The organism is Polynucleobacter sp. MWH-Jannik1A5 (assembly GCF_018881795.1).
In the GTDB taxonomy this organism is placed as follows: domain Bacteria; phylum Pseudomonadota; class Gammaproteobacteria; order Burkholderiales; family Burkholderiaceae; genus Polynucleobacter.
In genome coordinates, this window is record NZ_JACVPQ010000001.1 from 615,760 (window position 1) to 635,173 (window position 19,414).

The 19,414-nt window shown below is 45.3% G+C and carries 20 protein-coding genes; 6 read left to right on the forward strand and 14 right to left on the reverse strand.

Annotated elements, in window-relative coordinates; genetic code table 11:
• Position 1: 1 nt before the first annotated feature.
• Genes purE through ICN23_RS03035 form a run of 5 tightly spaced genes read right to left on the reverse strand, consistent with a single transcriptional unit; the run spans position 2 to position 5,217 of the window.
• Complete coding sequence (gene purE / locus ICN23_RS03015; protein ID WP_216230854.1) at positions 2-496, reverse strand: 5-(carboxyamino)imidazole ribonucleotide mutase; 495 nt, start codon at positions 494-496, stop codon at positions 2-4.
• A 41-nt stretch (positions 497-537) separates the two neighbouring features.
• Positions 538-1,434, reverse strand: coding sequence for a phosphoribosylaminoimidazolesuccinocarboxamide synthase (locus ICN23_RS03020; protein ID WP_216230855.1), 897 nt, complete (start codon positions 1,432-1,434; stop codon positions 538-540).
• 7 nt (positions 1,435-1,441) lie between these two features.
• Positions 1,442-2,506: a class II fructose-bisphosphate aldolase gene (gene fba, locus ICN23_RS03025; protein WP_215347708.1), complete on the reverse strand. Its 1,065-nt coding sequence runs from the start codon at positions 2,504-2,506 to the stop codon at positions 1,442-1,444.
• A 60-nt stretch (positions 2,507-2,566) separates the two neighbouring features.
• A complete protein-coding gene (gene pyk / locus ICN23_RS03030; protein WP_216230856.1) occupies positions 2,567-4,003 on the reverse strand; it encodes a pyruvate kinase in 1,437 nt (478 codons plus the stop codon).
• A gap of 2 nt (positions 4,004-4,005) precedes the next feature.
• Entirely contained in the window at positions 4,006-5,217 is a 1,212-nt protein-coding gene (locus ICN23_RS03035; protein ID WP_068319438.1) for a phosphoglycerate kinase, read from the reverse strand.
• Positions 5,218-5,426: 209 nt separating this feature from the next.
• Here ICN23_RS03035 and ICN23_RS03040 point away from each other — a divergent pair, with 209 nt between their 5' ends.
• Genes ICN23_RS03040 through ICN23_RS03060 form a run of 5 tightly spaced genes read left to right on the forward strand, consistent with a single transcriptional unit; the run spans position 5,427 to position 8,723 of the window.
• Positions 5,427-6,350, forward strand: coding sequence for a branched-chain amino acid transaminase (locus tag ICN23_RS03040; protein ID WP_216212556.1), 924 nt, complete (start codon positions 5,427-5,429; stop codon positions 6,348-6,350).
• A gap of 14 nt (positions 6,351-6,364) precedes the next feature.
• Positions 6,365-6,553 carry a zinc-finger domain-containing protein gene (locus ICN23_RS03045; RefSeq protein WP_215360214.1) on the forward strand — a complete coding sequence of 63 codons (189 nt, stop codon included), beginning with the start codon at positions 6,365-6,367 and terminating at the stop codon, positions 6,551-6,553.
• Positions 6,554-6,599: 46 nt separating this feature from the next.
• Positions 6,600-7,640 carry a lipopolysaccharide heptosyltransferase II gene (gene waaF / locus ICN23_RS03050; RefSeq protein WP_216230857.1) on the forward strand — a complete coding sequence of 347 codons (1,041 nt, stop codon included), beginning with the start codon at positions 6,600-6,602 and terminating at the stop codon, positions 7,638-7,640.
• Positions 7,641-7,657: 17 nt separating this feature from the next.
• Positions 7,658-8,092 carry a nuclear transport factor 2 family protein gene (locus ICN23_RS03055; protein WP_216230858.1) on the forward strand — a complete coding sequence of 145 codons (435 nt, stop codon included), beginning with the start codon at positions 7,658-7,660 and terminating at the stop codon, positions 8,090-8,092.
• Positions 8,093-8,096: 4 nt separating this feature from the next.
• Positions 8,097-8,723, forward strand: a complete 627-nt coding sequence (locus ICN23_RS03060; RefSeq protein ID WP_216230859.1) for a DUF2946 family protein — start codon at positions 8,097-8,099, stop codon at positions 8,721-8,723.
• Here the strand turns inward: ICN23_RS03060 and ICN23_RS03065 are convergent.
• Complete coding sequence (locus ICN23_RS03065) at positions 8,720-10,420, reverse strand: M48 family metalloprotease (protein ID WP_216230860.1); 1,701 nt, start codon at positions 10,418-10,420, stop codon at positions 8,720-8,722. The genes ICN23_RS03060 and ICN23_RS03065 overlap by 4 nt on opposite strands.
• Positions 10,421-10,443: 23 nt before the next feature.
• Here ICN23_RS03065 and moaC point away from each other — a divergent pair, with 23 nt between their 5' ends.
• A complete protein-coding gene (gene moaC, locus ICN23_RS03070; RefSeq protein WP_216230861.1) occupies positions 10,444-10,923 on the forward strand; it encodes a cyclic pyranopterin monophosphate synthase MoaC in 480 nt (159 codons plus the stop codon).
• Positions 10,924-11,104: 181 nt separating this feature from the next.
• On the opposite strand, the gene ICN23_RS03075 is transcribed toward moaC, so the two are convergent.
• The 8 genes from ICN23_RS03075 to ICN23_RS03110 form a co-directional block, all read right to left on the reverse strand.
• Positions 11,105-13,393, reverse strand: a complete 2,289-nt coding sequence (locus ICN23_RS03075) for a tetratricopeptide repeat protein (protein WP_216230862.1) — start codon at positions 13,391-13,393, stop codon at positions 11,105-11,107.
• Between the two features lie 208 nt (positions 13,394-13,601).
• Positions 13,602-14,165 carry a pilin gene (locus tag ICN23_RS03080; RefSeq protein WP_304609776.1) on the reverse strand — a complete coding sequence of 188 codons (564 nt, stop codon included), beginning with the start codon at positions 14,163-14,165 and terminating at the stop codon, positions 13,602-13,604.
• A gap of 87 nt (positions 14,166-14,252) precedes the next feature.
• Positions 14,253-14,957, reverse strand: a complete 705-nt coding sequence (locus ICN23_RS03085) for a TerC family protein (RefSeq protein WP_216230863.1) — start codon at positions 14,955-14,957, stop codon at positions 14,253-14,255.
• A 99-nt stretch (positions 14,958-15,056) separates the two neighbouring features.
• A complete protein-coding gene (gene sucD, locus ICN23_RS03090; protein WP_072582760.1) occupies positions 15,057-15,950 on the reverse strand; it encodes a succinate--CoA ligase subunit alpha in 894 nt (297 codons plus the stop codon).
• Positions 15,951-15,965: 15 nt separating this feature from the next.
• Positions 15,966-17,135, reverse strand: coding sequence for an ADP-forming succinate--CoA ligase subunit beta (sucC, locus tag ICN23_RS03095; protein ID WP_011903667.1), 1,170 nt, complete (start codon positions 17,133-17,135; stop codon positions 15,966-15,968).
• Positions 17,136-17,323: 188 nt separating this feature from the next.
• Positions 17,324-17,845, reverse strand: a complete 522-nt coding sequence (gene recX / locus ICN23_RS03100; RefSeq protein ID WP_216230864.1) for a recombination regulator RecX — start codon at positions 17,843-17,845, stop codon at positions 17,324-17,326.
• A gap of 17 nt (positions 17,846-17,862) precedes the next feature.
• A complete protein-coding gene (recA, locus tag ICN23_RS03105) occupies positions 17,863-18,906 on the reverse strand; it encodes a recombinase RecA (RefSeq protein ID WP_251374507.1) in 1,044 nt (347 codons plus the stop codon).
• Between the two features lie 156 nt (positions 18,907-19,062).
• On the reverse strand, positions 19,063-19,414 hold a 352-nt coding region (locus ICN23_RS03110; RefSeq protein ID WP_216230865.1), incomplete at its 5' end, for a DUF2878 domain-containing protein.

Genomic DNA, 19,414 nt, shown 5'->3' on the forward strand with positions numbered 1-19,414 from the left:
ATTAATATCCTGGCAAATTCATAGCGCGCGCGGTATCAGACTGCTTCGCACGGAAATCTTCTAAACGCTTAGCCAAATCTGCATCATGCAATGCCAAGCCAGCAATCACATGCAAGGCGGCATTGGCTGCACCAGCCTCACCAATCGCAAAGGTGGCGACCGGAATGCCTTTGGGCATTTGCACAATTGAATATAAAGAATCTTCGCCACGCAAATATTTGCTAGCTACTGGCACACCATAAACCGGAACGATTGTTTTGGATGCCAGCATGCCCGGCAAATGCGCAGCACCGCCCGCACCAGCAATGATGGCCTGTAAGCCGTTAGCTTGGGCTTTTTCAGCATACTGAAACATATCATCAGGCATACGATGCGCAGAGAGTACTTTTGCTTCGTGAGCGATACCAAATTGCTCAAGCATTTGAGCGGCGTGTTGCATGGTATCCCAATCTGAATTGGATCCCATCACTATTCCGACAATTGGTTTCTTGCTCATTTACCTCTCCAAATACCTTCAATATTCCTCTAGGGACCCTATTATCCCTGAGTTAACCTAGTAAGGGCTTCACGATACTTTTGAGCCGTCTTTTCAATCACATCAGCCGGCAACTGCGGTGCAGGGGCTGTTTTGGGCCATAACTTGCCATCCACCATCGCTGTTTCAAGCCAATCACGGACAAACTGTTTGTCATAAGAAGGTGGATTGGAGCCCACATAGTAGGTCTCAGCAGGCCAGAAACGGGAAGAGTCGGCCGTCAGAATCTCATCCATCAATACCAATTGATTATTGGCATCTAAGCCAAACTCAAACTTAGTATCCGCAATGATGATGCCGCGAGTGGCTGCAAATTCGGAAGCTTCTTTATATAGACGAATACTGACTTCACGAATTTGATTGGCTAACTTTTCACCAATCAGCTCAACCACTTTTTCAAATGAAATATTTTCATCGTGTTGACCAAATTCAGCCTTAGCTGCTGGAGTGAAAATAGGCTCGGGTAATTTCTGAGCGTTTTCCAAACCAGCTGGCAATGCAATTCCACATACCTTGCCAGTTTCTTTGTAATCCTTCCAGCCGCTGCCAGCTAAATAACCACGCACTACCGCCTCAACCAAAATGGGCTTCAAGCGTTTAGCCACAACAGCGCGACCCTTAACCTGATCTACCTCATTTGCTGCCACAACAGTCGCCGGATCAATTCCAGTCAAGTGATTGGGGATAACGGAAGCTAATTTATCAAACCAAAAATTAGCCATTTGATTGAGAACCACACCCTTTTCAGGGATGGGCTCGCCCATGACCACATCAAATGCAGAGAGGCGGTCAGTCGTAATCATTAATAGCTTGTCATTGTCTAGCGCATAGACATCTCGCACCTTGCCTTTAGAAAGCAAGGGCAATGACTTAATGGAGGTTGCGTACAAGGCGGCCATGTTTAAATCACTTCACAATTTGAGTTAATTTGCCGCTCTTGTAAAGCTCGGCCATCTTCTCTAAAGAAATCGGTTTAATTTTGGATGCTTGACCAGCAGAACCAAAAGCTTGGAAACGAGCGATACACACTTTTTTAGCAGCTTCACGAGCTGGCTTCAAATAATCACGTGGATCAAACTTAGATGGGTTCTCGATAAAGTAACGACGAATTGCACCAGTCATTGCTAGACGTATGTCTGTATCAATGTTGATCTTGCGAACACCATTCTTAATGCCCTCCTGAATTTCTTCAACAGGAACGCCATAAGTCTCTTTCATATCTCCGCCGAACTCACGAATCTCAGCAAGTAACTCTTGTGGAACGCTAGAAGAGCCGTGCATCACTAAATGAGTATTCGGAATGCGTGCATGAATTTCTTTAATGCGATCGATTGCCAAAATATCACCCGTAGGTTTCTTGCTGAACTTATAGGCGCCATGGCTTGTGCCAATCGCAATAGCCAAAGCATCGCACTGAGTAGCCTTAACAAAATCAGCGGCTTGCTCAACATCAGTCAGCAACTGTTCACGAGTCATTTTGCCGTCAGCGCCATGACCATCTTCTTTGTCACCTTGCATAGTTTCTAGTGAGCCCAATACGCCCAATTCCGCCTCAACCGTAACTCCAATGGAATGAGAAAACTTCACCACCTCTTTAGAGACATCTACGTTGTATTCATAGCTAGCAACTGTTTTGCCGTCAGCTTCTAATGAACCATCCATCATCACGCTCGTAAAGCCACTCTTAATTGCTGCCATACAAACCGCAGGGCTTTGACCGTGGTCTTGATGCATCACCACTGGAATATGTGGGTAAGCTTCAACCGCAGCAGAAATCAGGTGACGCAAGAATGCTTCGCCGGCATATTTACGCGCGCCTGCAGATGCTTGCATGATGACTGGAGAATCAGCCTCATTTGCCGCCTCCATAATCGCCGTCACTTGCTCTAAGTTATTGACGTTAAATGCTGGTAGGCCGTAACCATTTTCAGCAGCATGATCCAAGAGTTGTCTTAAAGATACTAAAGCCATGATGTTCTCTTAATAAATAGTAATAAGGTTTGTAAAAAATTAGTTAGTTAAAGACGCAAACTACTTCACATGAATAATCTTGAGGGTATTAGTGCCGCCAGGCTCACCCATCGGTTCGCCAGAAGTCAGCACAACGGTATCGCCTTTTTTGACCGCGCCCACCTTTTTCAAGCATGCTTCCACTTCCTGTAGCGCAGTGTCACGATCCTTGGTGTAATCCAAGCCAATTGGAGTGACGTTGCGATAAGTACTCAATGCCCGCTGTGTAGCGATCTTAGATGTCAATGCAAAGATAGGAACATGAATATTATGTCGACTCATCCAAATTGCTGTTGAGCCTGAGTCTGTTAGGGCTGCAATAGCATTAGCATTTAAATGATGTGCCGTGAAAAGGGCTCCAAGGGCAATCGTTTGATCAATACGAGTAAAAGTTTGATCTAAGAAATCGGTATCAAGCTTCACTCGATCTGATTTTTCAGCCTCAACACAAATCTCTGCCATTGCTTTGATAGTTTGCACTGGATACATACCTGCAGCAGATTCGGCAGAGAGCATCACAGCATCGGTACCGTCTAATACCGCGTTAGCAACGTCGCTCACTTCTGCGCGCGTTGGAACTGGAGCATTGATCATTGACTCCATCATTTGCGTAGCTGTAATGGTAAATTTATCTGCTTCAAGGGCCCATGCAATCATGCGTTTTTGCAACGCAGGCACAGCAGCATTACCTACCTCAATCGCCAGATCACCACGGGCAACCATGATTCCATCGCTCTCAGCAATAATGCTTTTCAGCGCAGCTGGCTCAATGGCTTCTGCACGCTCTACTTTAGCAATTGTTCTCACCTTACCAACGCCATACTTGGCGCTAGCAGCATCCGCCAGCTTACGCGCGTAAGCCATATCGGCACCATCTTTTGGAAAGCTAATTGCCAAGAAATCAACGCCCATCGCAATCGCTGCATCTAAATCAGCAATGTCTTTTTCAGTTAAAGCAGGCGCAGTTAAACCGCCGCCGGCACGATTAATACCCTTGTTATTAGAAAGTGGTCCACCTTGCTCAACAACGGTAAAAATCTCTCCGCCTTTAACACTCTCAACGGTAAGAACAACTAAGCCGTCGTTCAACAAAAGGCGATCGCCTGGCTTTACATCGCCTGGTAATTCTTTGTAATCAAGACCAACTTTAGTTTGATCACCAAGCTCACAAGCTACATCGAGGGTAAATTTGTCACCCTCTTTGAGCAAAATTTTGTTTTCTGCAAACTTTCCAACACGGATTTTTGGGCCTTGTAAGTCAGCCATGATGCCGACTTCTTTGCCGGCTTCCGCAGAGATGGTTCGCACTAAATCATGGCGCGCTTTATGGTCTGCCACAGTACCGTGAGAGAAATTCATCCGCACCACATCCACTCCGGCACGAATCATGTCACGCAACACTTCAGGCTTTTCTGAAGCAGGCCCAAGGGTTGCAATGATCTTTGTTGCTCTCAACATATTTAGTCTTTCGCTCTTTCAGCAAGTACTGCAAAGGCTGGCAAGGTTTTGCCTTCAAGGAACTCCAAGAAGGCGCCGCCGCCAGTAGAGATGTAATCCACTTGATTCTCAATACCGTACTTCGCGATAGCTGCCAAAGTATCGCCACCGCCAGCAATAGAGAAAGCTGGTGAATGTGCAATAGCTGCTGCCAACATTTTGGTGCCGCCACCAAACTGATCGATTTCAAAAACGCCTAATGGGCCATTCCAAACAATCGTGCCAGCATGAGCAAGCATGATTGATAAACGTGCTGCAGTCTTTGGACCAATATCCAAAATCATGTCGTCTTCTGCCACTTGATCAGCAGGCACGCGGTTTGCACGGGCCAATGGCGACAGTTCATTTGCGACAACAACGTCTTCCGGAATAGGAACATGGGCGCCACGCTTTTCCATGATCTCCATGATTTCTCTAGCCTCATCAACCAAATCAGGTTCAGCAAGTGACTTGCCGATAGGTAAGCCCTTAGCCAACATAAAGGTATTGGCGATACCGCCGCCAACAATCAACTCATCAACTTTTTCTGATAAAGCCTTAAGGATAGTGAGCTTAGAGGAAACCTTGGAGCCCGCTACGATCGCCACTAAAGGGCGTTTCGGACTTGCTAATGCGCGACTCAAGGCGTCTAACTCAGCAGCCATCAAAGGACCAGCGCAAGCTATAGGAGCAAACTTCGCCACACCGTGAGTGGTTGCTTCCGCCCGATGAGCAGTTCCAAATGCATCGTTTACATAAACATCACACAATGCCGCAATCTTTTTTGCTAATTCGTCGTTATTCTTTTTTTCACCAACATTCAGACGACAGTTCTCTAGCAATACCAGCTCACCTGGATTTACCTCGAAGCCGCCATTCACCCAATCGCTAATCAAAGGAACTTTGCGATTCAGTAGACTCGCAATTCGGTCAGCAACCGGAGCCAAACTATCTTCCGGTTTAAATTCACCTTCGGTTGGGCGACCTAAATGTGAAGTCACCATTACGGCTGCCCCAGCGTCCAAGCACATCTGTACCGCCGGCATTGATGCCCGAATACGAGTGTCTTCGGTAATATTTCCAGCTTCGTCCTGGGGGACATTCAGATCGGCACGGATAAGAACCCGCTTACCCTTTAATTGACCTGATTGGGCTAATTCGCTTAAACGCTTAACTTTAAATAAGGATTCCGGCATGAGTTTGGGTAAATTTGATGGTTTATGGGGAATGTTCCATTCTAAAGGCTCCGACCCATTTACCCTAAGGATCCAAGCCGACAGACTGCCCTGCCTGCTCTACAATAAGGACTTAAATGCATTCCGGGCTGAAAGACCAATATCTACCGGCCTGATGCCTTACTAAAACCGCTTTTATAGATACTTAATAGACACAAAAGGTAAAGAAAATGTCGATGTCCGACCGCGATGGCTTTATTTGGACTGATGGGAAGCTAATTCCTTGGCGTGAGGCCAATGTTCACGTGTTAACACACAGCCTACACTACGGCATGGGCGTATTTGAGGGCATCCGAGCCTACAAAACCCCCCAGGGAACAGCCATTTTCCGCCTTCCAGAGCACGTAAAACGCCTGTTTAACGGAACTAAGATCTTCCAAATGAACATGCCATATAGCCCCGAAGAGGTCACCAAGGGCATTATCGATACGGTAAATAGCAACAAGCTAGAAGCCTGCTATATCCGCCCAATCATCTTTATTGGCTCCCAAAAGCTGGGAATCTCCCCAAAAGGGAATAGCATTCATACCTCAATCGCCGCCTGGGAATGGGGTGCCTACCTAGGTGAAGATGGCCTAAATAAGGGTATTCGGGTGAAAACCTCCTCTTTTACCCGCCACTTTGTGAATTCTTCCCTGGTGCGCGCTAAAGCTTCTGGCTACTACATCAACTCTATCCTGGCCAATCAAGAAGTGACCGCCAATGGATACGACGAGGCCTTATTGCTCGATACCGAAGGTTACGTTTCTGAAGGCTCCGGGGAAAACCTCTTTATGGTTCGCAATGGCATTGTGTACACCCCTGACTTAGCGTCTTGCTTGGATGGCATCACACGTGATTCCATTATTCAGATCGCTAAAGACCTTGGTTATGAAGTTCGTGAAAAACGTATTACTCGTGACGAAGTCTATTCTGCTGACGAAGCATTCTTTACCGGCACCGCTGCTGAAGTGACTCCGATTCGTGAATTGGATGACCGTACGATTGGTGATGGAAAGCGTGGTCCGATCACTGAAAAAATCCAGAAGACGTATTTCGATGCGGTGTACGGCAGAAACGATAAATACAAATCTTGGCTTACTTACGTTAAGTAATTAAGGAATAGCACATGACTCAAGCTCAAGTTGTAATGGTGGATGGCAAAGATTTGCCATTGCATTGCCCTACTAATAAAACACCAGCCTGGAACTCGCATCCACGCGTCTTCCTAGACATCACTAAAACCGGTGAAGCGAAGTGTCCTTATTGCGGCGCAGAGTACAAGCTCATTCCCGGCACTGAGCCACACGGTCACTAAGCCTTATCAGCGCCTCCTGGTGAGGCGCTGAGTCGGGATACATTACATGCACGGTATTCTGATCATCGCCCCCAACTGGATTGGGGATGCAGTAATGACGCAACCTTTATTAGCATCCCTCAAAGCGCAATACCCAGACTCAAATATTGATGTACTTGCCAGCACTTGGGTTGCGCCAATCTATCGAGCCTGCTCTGAAGTGCATGAAGTAATCGAAGCAAAATTTGAACACAAACAATTGCAATGGGGTTTGCGTAAAGAATTAGCAAAGAAGCTCGCAATAAAAAAATATCAGGCGTGTTTTGTGTTGCCGAATAGTTTTAAATCAGCGCTAATTCCTTGGCTTGCTAATATTCCTTTCCGCGTTGGCTATCGTGGTGAGTTTCGCTTTGTGTTGATTAACGTAGCGCTAAATAATCCAAGCAAAATTAATCGCCCACCAATGGTCGATCACTACCTCCAGTTAAGTGAACTTTTAAATGGCGGGCAAGCTTCGCTGACTACCAGTAATCTGATGCCAAAGTTAAATGTATCTGCTGCGGCTAATCATTCCGTAAAAGCTAAGTTACAAAGTGTGCAAATCGATGAGGCGCATATTTATGCAATGTGCCCTGGCGCTGAATATGGCCCAACTAAACGTTGGCCAACTAGTCACTTTGCGCAATTGGCTGAAAGCTTAATTGCCAGCAATCCAAACAATCAGATTGTCCTTTTAGGTAGCAAAGGCGATCATCCCCTTGCCCAAGAAATTCATGCCCTGGCAAAGCAACATCCCCATATTCATAACTGGTGTGGCAACACCTCCCTAGATGAAGCCATTGCCTTAATTGGTATGAGTAAAGCGGTTATTAGCAATGATTCGGGATTAATGCATATTGCGGCAGCACTCAAAACTCCGCAGGTCGCTATTTTTGGATCCAGTGATCCAGCTCATACGCCACCCCTATCGGATAAAGCCAAAGTCATTTGGCTAAACCTAGCCTGCAGCCCATGTCATAAGAGGGAGTGCCCCCTAGGTCATCTCAAGTGCTTAAATGACATTTTGCCGGAACAAGTATTCGCTACACTGAATACATTGAAGACTTAACTCAGGAAAAGTAAGCCATGCCCAAACTTGCCAGACTCTTTCATAACGCTGATGACGTAGTAGAAGCATGGCGAGATGCGTTGAGTCATCGCGATGTTCAAAGTGCTTTAGATATTTGGCTAGATGATGATTCCATTACCTGCGTTCTCCCCGAGGGACATCGCCTAAGCGGCCATGCAGAAATTCGTGAAGGTCTGGAGCGACTACTTTCAAAACAACCGCTATTCTTAGAGCCGATTGCATGTATTAGTCACTCCGTACTTGGTGCTGCTGTATATGACACCACTGAAGCGGTTCATTTGCGTGCAGACCAAGTTGAAGCAGAGTTTTTTCTCAACATCACACTTGTGCTTTTACAAGATAGTCAGGGTTGGCGTATTGCGCACTTACACGCAAGCCACTCTACTGAAGATACCTTCGACGCACCATCAACCCCGCACGGTTTGCATTAAATCCATGGATGATCAAGTACTTCGGTCACTAATGAAGTGGCCTAATGTGCCTGATTGCTTTGGTTGGCTTGCTCTAGATCGTCGTGGTCAGTGGCGGATGCGAGATGAATTTACCCAGCAAAATCAGCTTCCAGGGCAAGTTATTCAACATGCTGCACTAAATGACTTTATTGCGCGTAACTATGCATGCGATGAGCTTGGCAGATACTTTTTTCAGAATGGTCCTCAACGTGTTTTTATTACCCTGACTGCGACCCCTTGGATTGTGCGCATCATTCCAAATGAACATGGTTTTGCATTACTTACCCAATGCAATAGTGCAATCGCACCCGATTCAGCCTTAAGTGATGAAAACGGAAATATTTATATTGTTGGGAAAGTAGATCAAACGATTTACGACAGCAGCAATAATGGGGGAGGTGCTAAACCCTTTTTAAAAAAAGAATCTCAGACTATTGCTCTTTTACACGATCACGATCTAGATCATTTTTCTGAACTGGCTAAGCTGCGTGAAGAAGCTTGTAGCTTTGGAGGCTCTTGGTCTTGGTACGAAAAGCAATTACCCTTAGACCCCATACATTCGCAAGAATTAGCTGCACGCTTTCATTACCAAACCTCGCCGCAACCTTAACCCGGGAGTTGCTTGCCTTGCTCCTTGAGTTCATCCTGGTATTGCCTTTGCATTTCACGCAAACGAGCATCGATGCTGGAGCCTTGATAAAAATCAGCACCGCCAGCTGAGCGAGCAATGCGGAGTTGCTCAATTGCCGAAGGCCAGGCTCCCTCAAGGGCATATTTTTCACCGAGCGCGTAATGACGCATTGGGACATTACCAGCTTGATCATAGGACTTAGATAGCAAGTTCCACCAGACAATTTCATTAGGTTGAGATCTTGTTCGCGCCTTTAACCAAGTAATTGCATCGTTAGTGCGGCCAAGTTTTAGATCGGCATTAATCATTGCAGCGCCTGCTGCGTAAGATTGAGGATATGCGCGCAATGTTGTCTGAGCAATTTGAAGCGCTTCTTCACCTTTGCCTTTGGCTAATGCCAATTCAGATGCAGTGATATCTAGCGATAAACTCTGCCTCTGAATAGGCGATCCAGGTGCGCTTGCTTTCTGGGCTAGGTTTCGGGCTTGCTGAAGATTGGATTCAGCTAGATCTAATTTTCCTTGGCGCTGCGCGATGAGCGCCAAGCCATAAAAACCTTCCATTTGTTTGCCGATTTGCGCTTGTTTACTAAGGCTATCGAAGGTATTTTTTAGGTCGTACATTCCACTTGAGCTTCCAGCCTGCTCCATGCGTGCACGAGCTTTAATAAAATAGAACTCTACTGAACTAGGCACATTACGAGCAGGCACAGTACGAGCCCGATCCTGCATATCGGCAATACGGTCAGTTGTCAGAGGGTGGGTCCGCACATAAGCAGGAACTCCCTTATCCATAAGGCCGGTCGCTTTTTGCAGGCGCTGGAAAAAGCCCGGCGCACCATTTACATCGTATCCACTGGCGTCCAAAATCTGAAAGCCAATGCGATCAGCCTCACGCTCTGCATCTCTTGAATAAGAAAGTTGATTATTAATAGCAACCGCTTGACCGCCCTGCATTAAACCGGCACCTGCCTGAGGATTACGAGACATTGCCAATGCTCCAAGCACTATACCTGCAATCGCAATCATCGTATTGGTTGATTGCCTATCAATCTGGCGGGCAAGATGTCGCTGCAATACATGGCCCGTTTCATGCCCCATAACTGAAGCCACCTCAGAATCAGATTCTGCACTTACTATCAAGCCCGTATGAAAACCAATAAAGCCTCCTGGCAAAGCAAACGCATTAATACTGCTGTCTTTAACCGCAAATACCTCGAAGGTATATGCGCCACTGCCCTGCTCATTTGCACCGCCTAATTGCAATTTCCTAGCCGCTTGCAATAAGCGGCGTTCCATTTGATTCAGAAAATCATAAAGCGGCAAATCATTTGAATAATCTGGATCTGGTCGAATTTGGCGCATGATCATCTCACCATACTTCCGCTCATCCACTCGACTTAAGGAGTCACCCCCGGGATCGCCCATATCTGGCAAGATAATTGCTGGCTGACTACGCAAGGAGTTTCGCGTTGGCGCATTGGTTGGACGGGCTTCAGGAGACTGCATGGCCCTACCAATATTTTCAATGGCTGCAGAATTACCCTCTACGGAAACGTCAACAGAAGGGGGTATGGCGTATACAGGGAGTCCGGAGCAAGCTAGCCCCGACATCAGCCAAACGGCCAAAGTGCGGCGCAAAAAAGCGGTTTTTGGTACTGACTTTATGTCTTGCATCTCTATATGGTAAAACTTATCCCATGAACAAACTAACTCATTTTGATACCAGCGGGCAAGCCCATATGGTAAATGTTGGTGATAAGCCTAACACCCATCGCATAGCCATTGCTACCGGCAAGATTTCTATGCTTCATGAAACCTTTAAAATGGTCGAGGCAGGCTCCCATAAAAAGGGGGATGTTTTAGGTATAGCTCGCATTGCAGGAATACAAGCATCAAAAAGAACCTCGGATCTTATCCCCCTATGTCACCCGATAGCACTCACTCACGTTAGCCTAGAGTTTCAAACCAATTCCCATGAAAGTAGCGTTACCTGTCAAGTGAAGGCTGAAACCACCGGTCCAACCGGCGTTGAAATGGAAGCCCTCACAGCAGTTCAAGTCGCCCTACTCACAATCTACGATATGTGCAAAGCAGTTGATAGAGGCATGGTGATGGGTGATGTGAAGCTACTAGAGAAGAGTGGTGGTAAGTCAGGCACTTGGGTTGCAGAGAAGTGAACCCCCAACCTGTAAATCAAAATTAAGAACACAAAATAAGCTAGGGCCCGATTCTATCCCGCCGAGGAGCGGAAAGGGTGGCAACACTACGCAAAAAAGAAATGGGGCGATATCTATCTAACTGTTCTTGGCTAGCCTCATCAGACCAAAAACCATTAGCCATCATCACATTAAACTCTACCTAAGAAATAGTAATAGGAGATATTTGCAAACCCTTTTGCTCTCTTTGATACATTTCAATGTAAGCAGATTCAAGACTTCTTGTAAAACTTGGAGTATCAAAAAGTGGAGTTGTCAGACGATTATTTATCAATTTTTTCTTTAAGCCATCTAAAATTACAGGGTTATTCGCCAATTCAATAGCCAATGCCTCGTACTCATCCTGCGAGAAAGTTACCAATTCAGGCAAGTCCATCGAATGAAGTAGGCTAGCAGCAACCCTACTAGCAAAAGACTCGCCCATCAGAGTTAGTAAAGGCAAGCCAGCCCATAATGCATCGCTAGCGGTAGTGTGAGCATTGTATGGAAAAGTATCTAAAAATAAATCAGCTTGCTGGTGACGGGCCAAATGGTCTGGTAAGGGCATCCTTTTAGAAAATATAAGTCTGGAGGAATCAACCCCTCTTTTTTGCGCCTCATTTTTAAGATTCTCAGAGGCTAAATTATTATCTTCAAAAAGCCACAAGACACTACCTTCCACGGCCTTTAATATTCGCATCCAACTATTGAACATACTGGGAAGTATCTTATAGCTATTATTAAAACTACAAAAAACAAATCCTGTATCTGGCAGACCCAACTCTTTCCTCGAAAAAATCTTTTCTGCAATCACTCTTTTTCTGTCATTAACTTGATAGCTATTGGGTAAATAGACTACCTTTTCAGAATAGGAAGATTGAGACTCCAGGGGAATCAAAGTTTTATCGGCAATGATGTAGTCAATATATTCAGCCCCCATGGTTCCGGGATAGCCAAGATAGTTAACCTGAATTGGAGCAGCTCTATATGAAAAAATTGTCGTTCTCGCATCCTGCGTAAACCCTTTTAAATCAACAGCAATATCAATATGAAGGCTTCTGCTGAGACGGGCAATATCAATATCGGTTTTATCTCCTACTTCGATGAATTTGTTGAATGACTTTTCTAGACGTTGACGCATCTCATCATTTTTTAAAGGGCCGAATGAAAAACCGAATAACTCAAATTTATCTTTATCGTGCAACTCAAATAGTTCTGCCATTAAGTAACTAGTGGCATGGTTATGAAAATCTGCAGAAAAATATCCTATGCGGATTTTTTCATTTTCTAGATGCTTAGAAAGTCTCCCTAGCGCCCCATTAAATGGGTATTTTGCGCGATTATAAATCTCAGAGGATTTTTTTTGCAACTTAGAATCGTCGCTTAAGGAAATTAATGCAAAAGGATTTGTAGCTTTCTCATTTAGTAGCAACCTTCCAGCCAAGTCATTTATTGAGGCATCAATGGATGTCCAGCTACATACTTTCATCTTTCTATGAATTACATCTCCATATATCCAATCTATAGCCTGATTCAGACTAAGTGCTTTTTCATAGTGATTTATTGCCTCCTCAAACTGAGAGAGCTCGCTCAAAGCTGCCGCCTTTATTGCCCAACAATCAGCATTGTTCGGCTGCAAAGACAGGGCATGATTACATTGAACTATCGCTTCCTCAAATTGCTTCATACTAGCCAATGCTGAACCTTTATAAACCGAAGCTTCGCAATAATCTGGCTTTAAAAGTAGTGCCTGATCGTAATATGAAACTGCCTCTTCAAAACGCCCCAGCGCACTTAAGCTGATACCTTTGTTGTACAAATACAAACAGTCGCCTAGGTTGAAAGAAATTGCTTTATCGTAAGATGCAATTGCCTCCTCAAAACGCTTGAGCATATGCAATGCTGCGCCTCTTCTGGAATGAAGCTTGCAATAATCTGGTTTTAAAGTTAGCGCCTTATCATAGATCGTAATTGCCTCCTCAAAACACCGCAGTGAATATAGAGCATCCCCTTTATCCAATACTGCCTCAAAATAATCCGGCTTAATGCGCAATGCCTCTTCATAACAACCCAGAGCTTCATCGTATCGACTTAGATGGGATAGTACTTTCCCATAATTTAACCAAGCCTCCGGATTATTTGGAGCTAACTCTACTGTTTTTTTATGATGAGGTAATGACTCTAAATAAGCACCACTATCTACCAGAGCCCTTGCTAGGTTATACCTTATGGAAGGCTCATTTGGGTCAAGCTTGACTGCCCTACCCAAAAGCTCGGCGGCCTCTTGATATTTGTTTTGAGATGCTTTAATCAAACCAAGAATATGAAACGCTGGCAAATTTTTGGAATCAACCTTAATAATTTTTACCAATATGGAATCTGCTCTTTCATAATTACCATTCTGAAAGGCTTGTAATGCCTGTTGAAGCATGATTAGTATTTGGGGATTCATGGTGACTATTTTATAGCTACAAGACTTATTTTTAAGATAAGGTTAAAACTTAATACTTCCTCAGGGTAAAACTTGTCAGCCTTAAATCGGTATGAAATAGCTGAGAATCAGACTCAAGTCAAAAAGTCATGGTGGGCGCAAAAGACTAATTGAGGCTTGCGAAGGACTCAAGATAAAAGCCGCATTATGAGCGGCTTTTAATTAGCGACTACTTCCCTATCCTACATTCAGAAGGAAGTAACTGAGAAATCAAATTCGTTTCCGTGGACCTACATGACCAACCGCCTGCCCAAGTAGAGCCCTCGGGTTTAGATAAGTCCAATGGCTTAGGCACATTTGCATCAGGCTCATTAGTGGGTACTAAATGAAGGGTGTTCTTGCCATCAGGCGCTACACTCACTTGATAGTCAATTGCAATCGCTCCTGATGGTGTAATTTCAATGAGCTTGACGCTGCGAGTCGGTGTAAAAGTGAAGGACCCATTAGTAGCCTCATCCATTGGGACGGTGCCTCTACTTGCGAATGCCTCCGTTACCGCAAGCTTAGCGCTAGAGGATAAATTCATTCCCTCTACCACGCGACTCCGTGCAATGTAATCCTGATATTGCGGCACTGCTACAGCAACTAAGATACCAATGATGGCTACGACAACCATCACCTCAATCAAAGTAAATCCAGATTCTGAGGTTTGATCCTGAGAGCTTTTTAGACTCTCCATTTCCGTATTAATACTCTGCATATTTTCTAGCTCCTGAGGTGAAATCCTCATCATCCAGTCTACGCCTTTTGTATTCAAGGATGGCTAGAAATGAAAAAGCCGGCTTTATAGGCCGGCTTATCTGATTCATTCGTAAGAAAATTAATGTGCTTTTGCAGCGTTTCTTTTCTTAAAATATGTGCCTACCAAAATCACAATAGCAACACCGATAACCTCAAAAGCAAGTTTGGCGTCACCTAAAGCTGCTTGAATGCTGTCTTTGATAGCAGGGTCGTCAACCAACATACCACCAGCCAGCAGACCTAAAAGGCCGGCACCCAAAGTGATAATGATTGGGAAACGCTCCATCACCTTCAACAACATGGCGCTACCAAAAATGATTAAAGGAATAGACATGCCCAAGCCAATAATCAATAGCAAGAGACGAGTCTCTTCAGGGCCCTTTTGTGCGGCAGCCGCAACAGCCAATACGTTATCTAAGCTCATCACTAAGTCGGCAATCAAGATCGTACGAATAGCGGCCCAGATACTGGTCTTAGCTTCCATATGCTCTTCACCGCCACTATCAGATAAAAGCTGAATACCGATATAGAGCAATAACAAACCACCAACAATTTTTAAGTAAGGCAAAGTAAGCAACGCAACCGCCGTAATGGTGAGTACGACACGCAAAATAATTGCGGCTGCACTACCCCAAAAAATCGCTTTCTTTTGTTGCGCTGGAGGCAAGTTGCGTGATGCCAAGGCGATCACAACTGCGTTATCCCCAGATAGCAAGATATTTGCAACGATGATTGATAAAAGCGCCGCCCAGAAGGTAGCGTCAGAAAATGCTGATAAATCCATGATGTCTCCTACGTTTCTCTTATGTTTTATTTTATTTTTAACTACTTGGCACTACAAAAAAGGATGCTGTTTTAGCAGCACCCTTTTCCAAAACACTAATTACAACATGGCTTTCAATAAAGCAGCCATTTCTGATGGATTCTTTGTGACTTTGAAGCCACATTCTTCCATTACAGCCAATTTCGCATCGGCAGTATCTGCACCGCCAGAAATCAATGCACCGGCGTGACCCATACGCTTGCCTGGAGGCGCTGTTACGCCGGCAATAAAGCCAACTACTGGCTTCTTCATATTGTCTTTACACCAACGAGCAGCTTCCGCTTCGTCTGGGCCGCCGATTTCACCGATCATGATCACAGCATCAGTCTCTGGATCTTCGTTAAACATTCTCATGATGTCGATGTGCTTGAGACCATTGATTGGGTCGCCACCAATACCTACTGCTGTGGACTGGCCTAAGCCAATTGCTGTCAACTGACCAACCGCTTCATAAGTCAATGTACCGGAACGACTAACAACACCAATACGGCCTTTCTTATGAATGTGACCAGGCATGATGCCAATCTTGAGTTCATCTGGAGTGATGATGCCTGGGCAGTTAGGGCCGAGCAACAAAGTCTTTTTGCCACCAGCAGCTTCTTTTGCGTGCATCTTGTTACGCACTTCAAGCATGTCACGTACTGGAATGCCTTCAGTAATACAGATAACGAAGTCGAGATCAGCTTCAACCGCTTCCCAAATCGCTGCAGCAGCACCAGGAGGCGGAACATAGATAACAGAAGTGGTTGCACCAGTTTGCTGTGCAGCCTCTTTAACAGTTCCATAAATAGGAATATTAAAAATGGACTCGCCAGCTTTCTTAGGATTTACACCGGCAACAAAACAGTTTTTGCCGTTTGCGTATTCCTGGCATTTTTCAGTATGGAACTGACCGGTCTTACCAGTAATACCTTGTGTAATGACTTTGGTGTTTTTATTGATCAAAATAGACATATTGAAATTCCTGGATTATTTGTTTTTGGCAACAGCAGCAACTACCTTAGTAGCAGCTTCAGCCATTGAATCGGCGCTAATAATTGGCAAACCAGAGTCCGCAAGAATCTTCTTGCCCAACTCTTCGTTAGTGCCCTTCATACGCACAACCAAAGGTACCGTCAGGTTGACTGCCTTACATGCAGTAACAACGCCGTCAGCGATCACGTCGCAACGCATAATGCCGCCAAAGATGTTGACCAAAATCGCCTCAACACTCTTGTTCTTCAACATGATTTTGAATGCTTCAGTTACTTTTTCTGCTGTAGCACCACCGCCAACGTCCAAGAAGTTTGCTGGCTCGCCACCGAACAACTTAATAGTGTCCATGGTGGCCATCGCCAAGCCCGCACCATTCACCAAACAGCCGATATTGCCGTCGAGCGAGATGTAAGCAAGGTCAAATTTGGAAGCTTCGATTTCAGCGGCATCTTCCTCATCGATATCGCGATAAGCAACGATCTCTGGATGACGGAATAATGCGTTTGGATCAAAGTTGAACTTAGCGTCCAAAGCCTTGATCTTGCCGTTACCCTCAAGGATTAATGGGTTGATTTCAACCAATGATGCATCGGTATCCCAGTATGTCTTGTAGAGGTTTTTGAACACGTCACGTGCCATTGGAATAGACGCTTCAGGAACGCCAATACCTTTTGCAACGATGTCGCAATCTGCATCTGTCAAGCCAACCATAGGATCAACAAATACTTTAATAATTTTTTCTGGATGAGATTCAGCAACTTCCTCAATATCCATGCCGCCTTCGCTAGAAGCCATGATCACATTCTTTTGTGTGCCACGGTCTGTAACGATGCTGAAGTAGTACTCTTTTTTAATATCAGCGCCATCTTCAATTAAGAGGCGATTTACTTTTTGACCTTCTGGTCCAGTTTGGTGCGTCTTGAGCTGCATGCCCAAAATTTCAGAAGCATATTTCTTCACTTCGTCCATGCTTCTAGCCAATTTCACACCGCCGCCTTTACCGCGACCACCAGCATGAATTTGCGCTTTCACAACCCATACTGGGCCACCTAATTTTTCAGCAGCTTTAACTGCCTCATCAACACTAAATGCAGGAATGCCGTTAGGAACAGGCACATTAAATTGGCGAAGAAGTTCTTTGCCTTGGTACTCGTGAATTTTCATAATTACTCCGAAACGGTATCTTTTTTAGCAAGCGATGAGGATTAGTTAAACCGATGTTGCCTTGATCCCATACTTACTCGAGAAATGGCTAAATTAGCCAAATTTGAATAAATGTGAACGGCTTGACCGACTCCATAAGTCTATCATGTTGCAATGCCGCAAATCGCGTTTTCCGATCCGTAATTGCCCTAATCAGGGGTTTGCCCACCTGTAACCTTGGCTACTATATCTGACCCGAACCCCTTCGAAGCTAGAAAGCGGTATTGTCTGGCTCGCTCCTTCTGATCGGTGGCTTGCTGGCCATATTTACGCATCCATAGGTCGTAGGCGCGCTGAAACTCAGTCTCTTTCAATGCCCCCAATAACCTGGCTGATTGCTTAGAATCCACTCCCGCCCTTTCGAGCTCATCGGCAATCTTTCTTATCCCATACCGCTCGCTACGCCGACGCACCAATGCCTCTGCAAAGCGTTCGTCGGATAACCAGCCACGAGCCTCAAAATCATCCAAAACAGCCTCAATCTGAATGGTTCTAGATTCTGGAGTTTGCTCTGCTTGTTCGCCGCCTAATTTGCTCCAGCGAGCCTCAGATTCCGTCAATTTAGCTGCCAAGCCTTTGCGGCTATATTCTCGCAGGGACAAAAGACGCAAAGCCCGAGCTTTGAGACTCGGGCTTTGTTTAGACTTTTTATTGCTACTTGATTCTGACATTGAATTATTCAACGAACTTATTCGACTTCCTCTTCCTCAGCCAGCACATCAGTAACAACAGCTGAACCCGCTTTTACTCCAAGCTTCTCGCGAATCTTTTTCTCGATATCTTGAGCGATCGCTGGATTCTCTTTTAGGAACTCGCGCACATTGTCTTTGCCTTGACCAATACGATCACCGTTGTAGCTATACCAAGAACCTGACTTTTCAACGAGGTCTGCTTCGACGCCCATATCAATAATTTCACCCTCTCTAGAAATACCAGCGCCATACATGATGTCAAAAATGGCTTCACGGAACGGAGGAGAAACTTTGTTCTTCACAACTTTCACGCGGGTTTCATTACCAACAACCTCGTCACCTTTTTTGATGCTACCAATACGACGAATGTCTAAACGCATGGAGGCATAGAACTTCAGAGCGTTACCGCCAGTCGTTGTTTCTGGTGAACCGAACATCACACCAATCTTCATACGAATCTGGTTAATAAAGATCACAGTGGTATTGGTACGCTTGATCGCACCCGTCAACTTACGTAATGCCTGACTCATTAAGCGGGCTTGTAAGCCAGGCAAAGAGTCTCCCATATCGCCCTCAATCTCAGCCTTAGGAACCAAGGCGGCAACAGAGTCGATCACGATCAAGTCAATAGAGCCTGAACGAACTAAAGCATCGGCGATTTCTAAAGCTTGTTCACCTGTATCTGGTTGAGAGATTAAAAGATTGTTTACGTCAACACCGAGACGAGATGCGTACTGCACATCCAACGCATGTTCAGCGTCGATAAATGCGCAAGTACCGCCGAGTTTTTGCATTTCTGCAATCGCATGCAACGTGAGCGTTGTTTTACCAGAAGATTCTGGGCCGTAGATTTCAATCACGCGACCACGCGCAAGACCACCGACTCCAAGAGCAATGTCCAACCCGAGCGAACCGCTGGATACCACCTGAATATCTTGGCTAATTTCAGCATCACCCAATCGCATGATTGAGCCTTTACCAAACTGTTTTTCAATTTGCGCCAGTGCTGCTGTTAGTGCTTTTTGCTTGTCTCCGCTCATTCCTTCAAATTCTGAAGAGGCTGATTTTCTTTTGTCATCCAAGGCCATTTTTGATTCCCTTTTCGCTATGTACTGGGCTTTTTCCCGAAGTTTTATCTACTGTGTAACAACTTAGGAGTTACTGTATATAAAAACAGTGGTCTTTGCAAGCGACTTTTAAGCTGAATTTTCAGATTTTTTACTAAGCTGCGTATGATTCGCTCGATCCCAGTAGAAAAAGAGGGGAATAGCTGCAGCCCAGACCACCCCAACTAGGATAAATCCAGTGATTTGCCCCCCTGGACCCCATCCTCCAGCCCCCATCCGAATCCCTGCTTCATAGGACATTGGGCCCGCAATGCCTCCCAACACGGCCCCCAAGATCGGTCTACCCCGCAACCAGGTCAAAGAACCATTAACGGTGGTTGCAACTAAAACCCATAAGACCCACATCCAAAGAGGTGATAAGTACGGTGATGGCCAATCATCCTGAAAATCTAGATAGCCCAAATGCATGATCAGGGTGTCA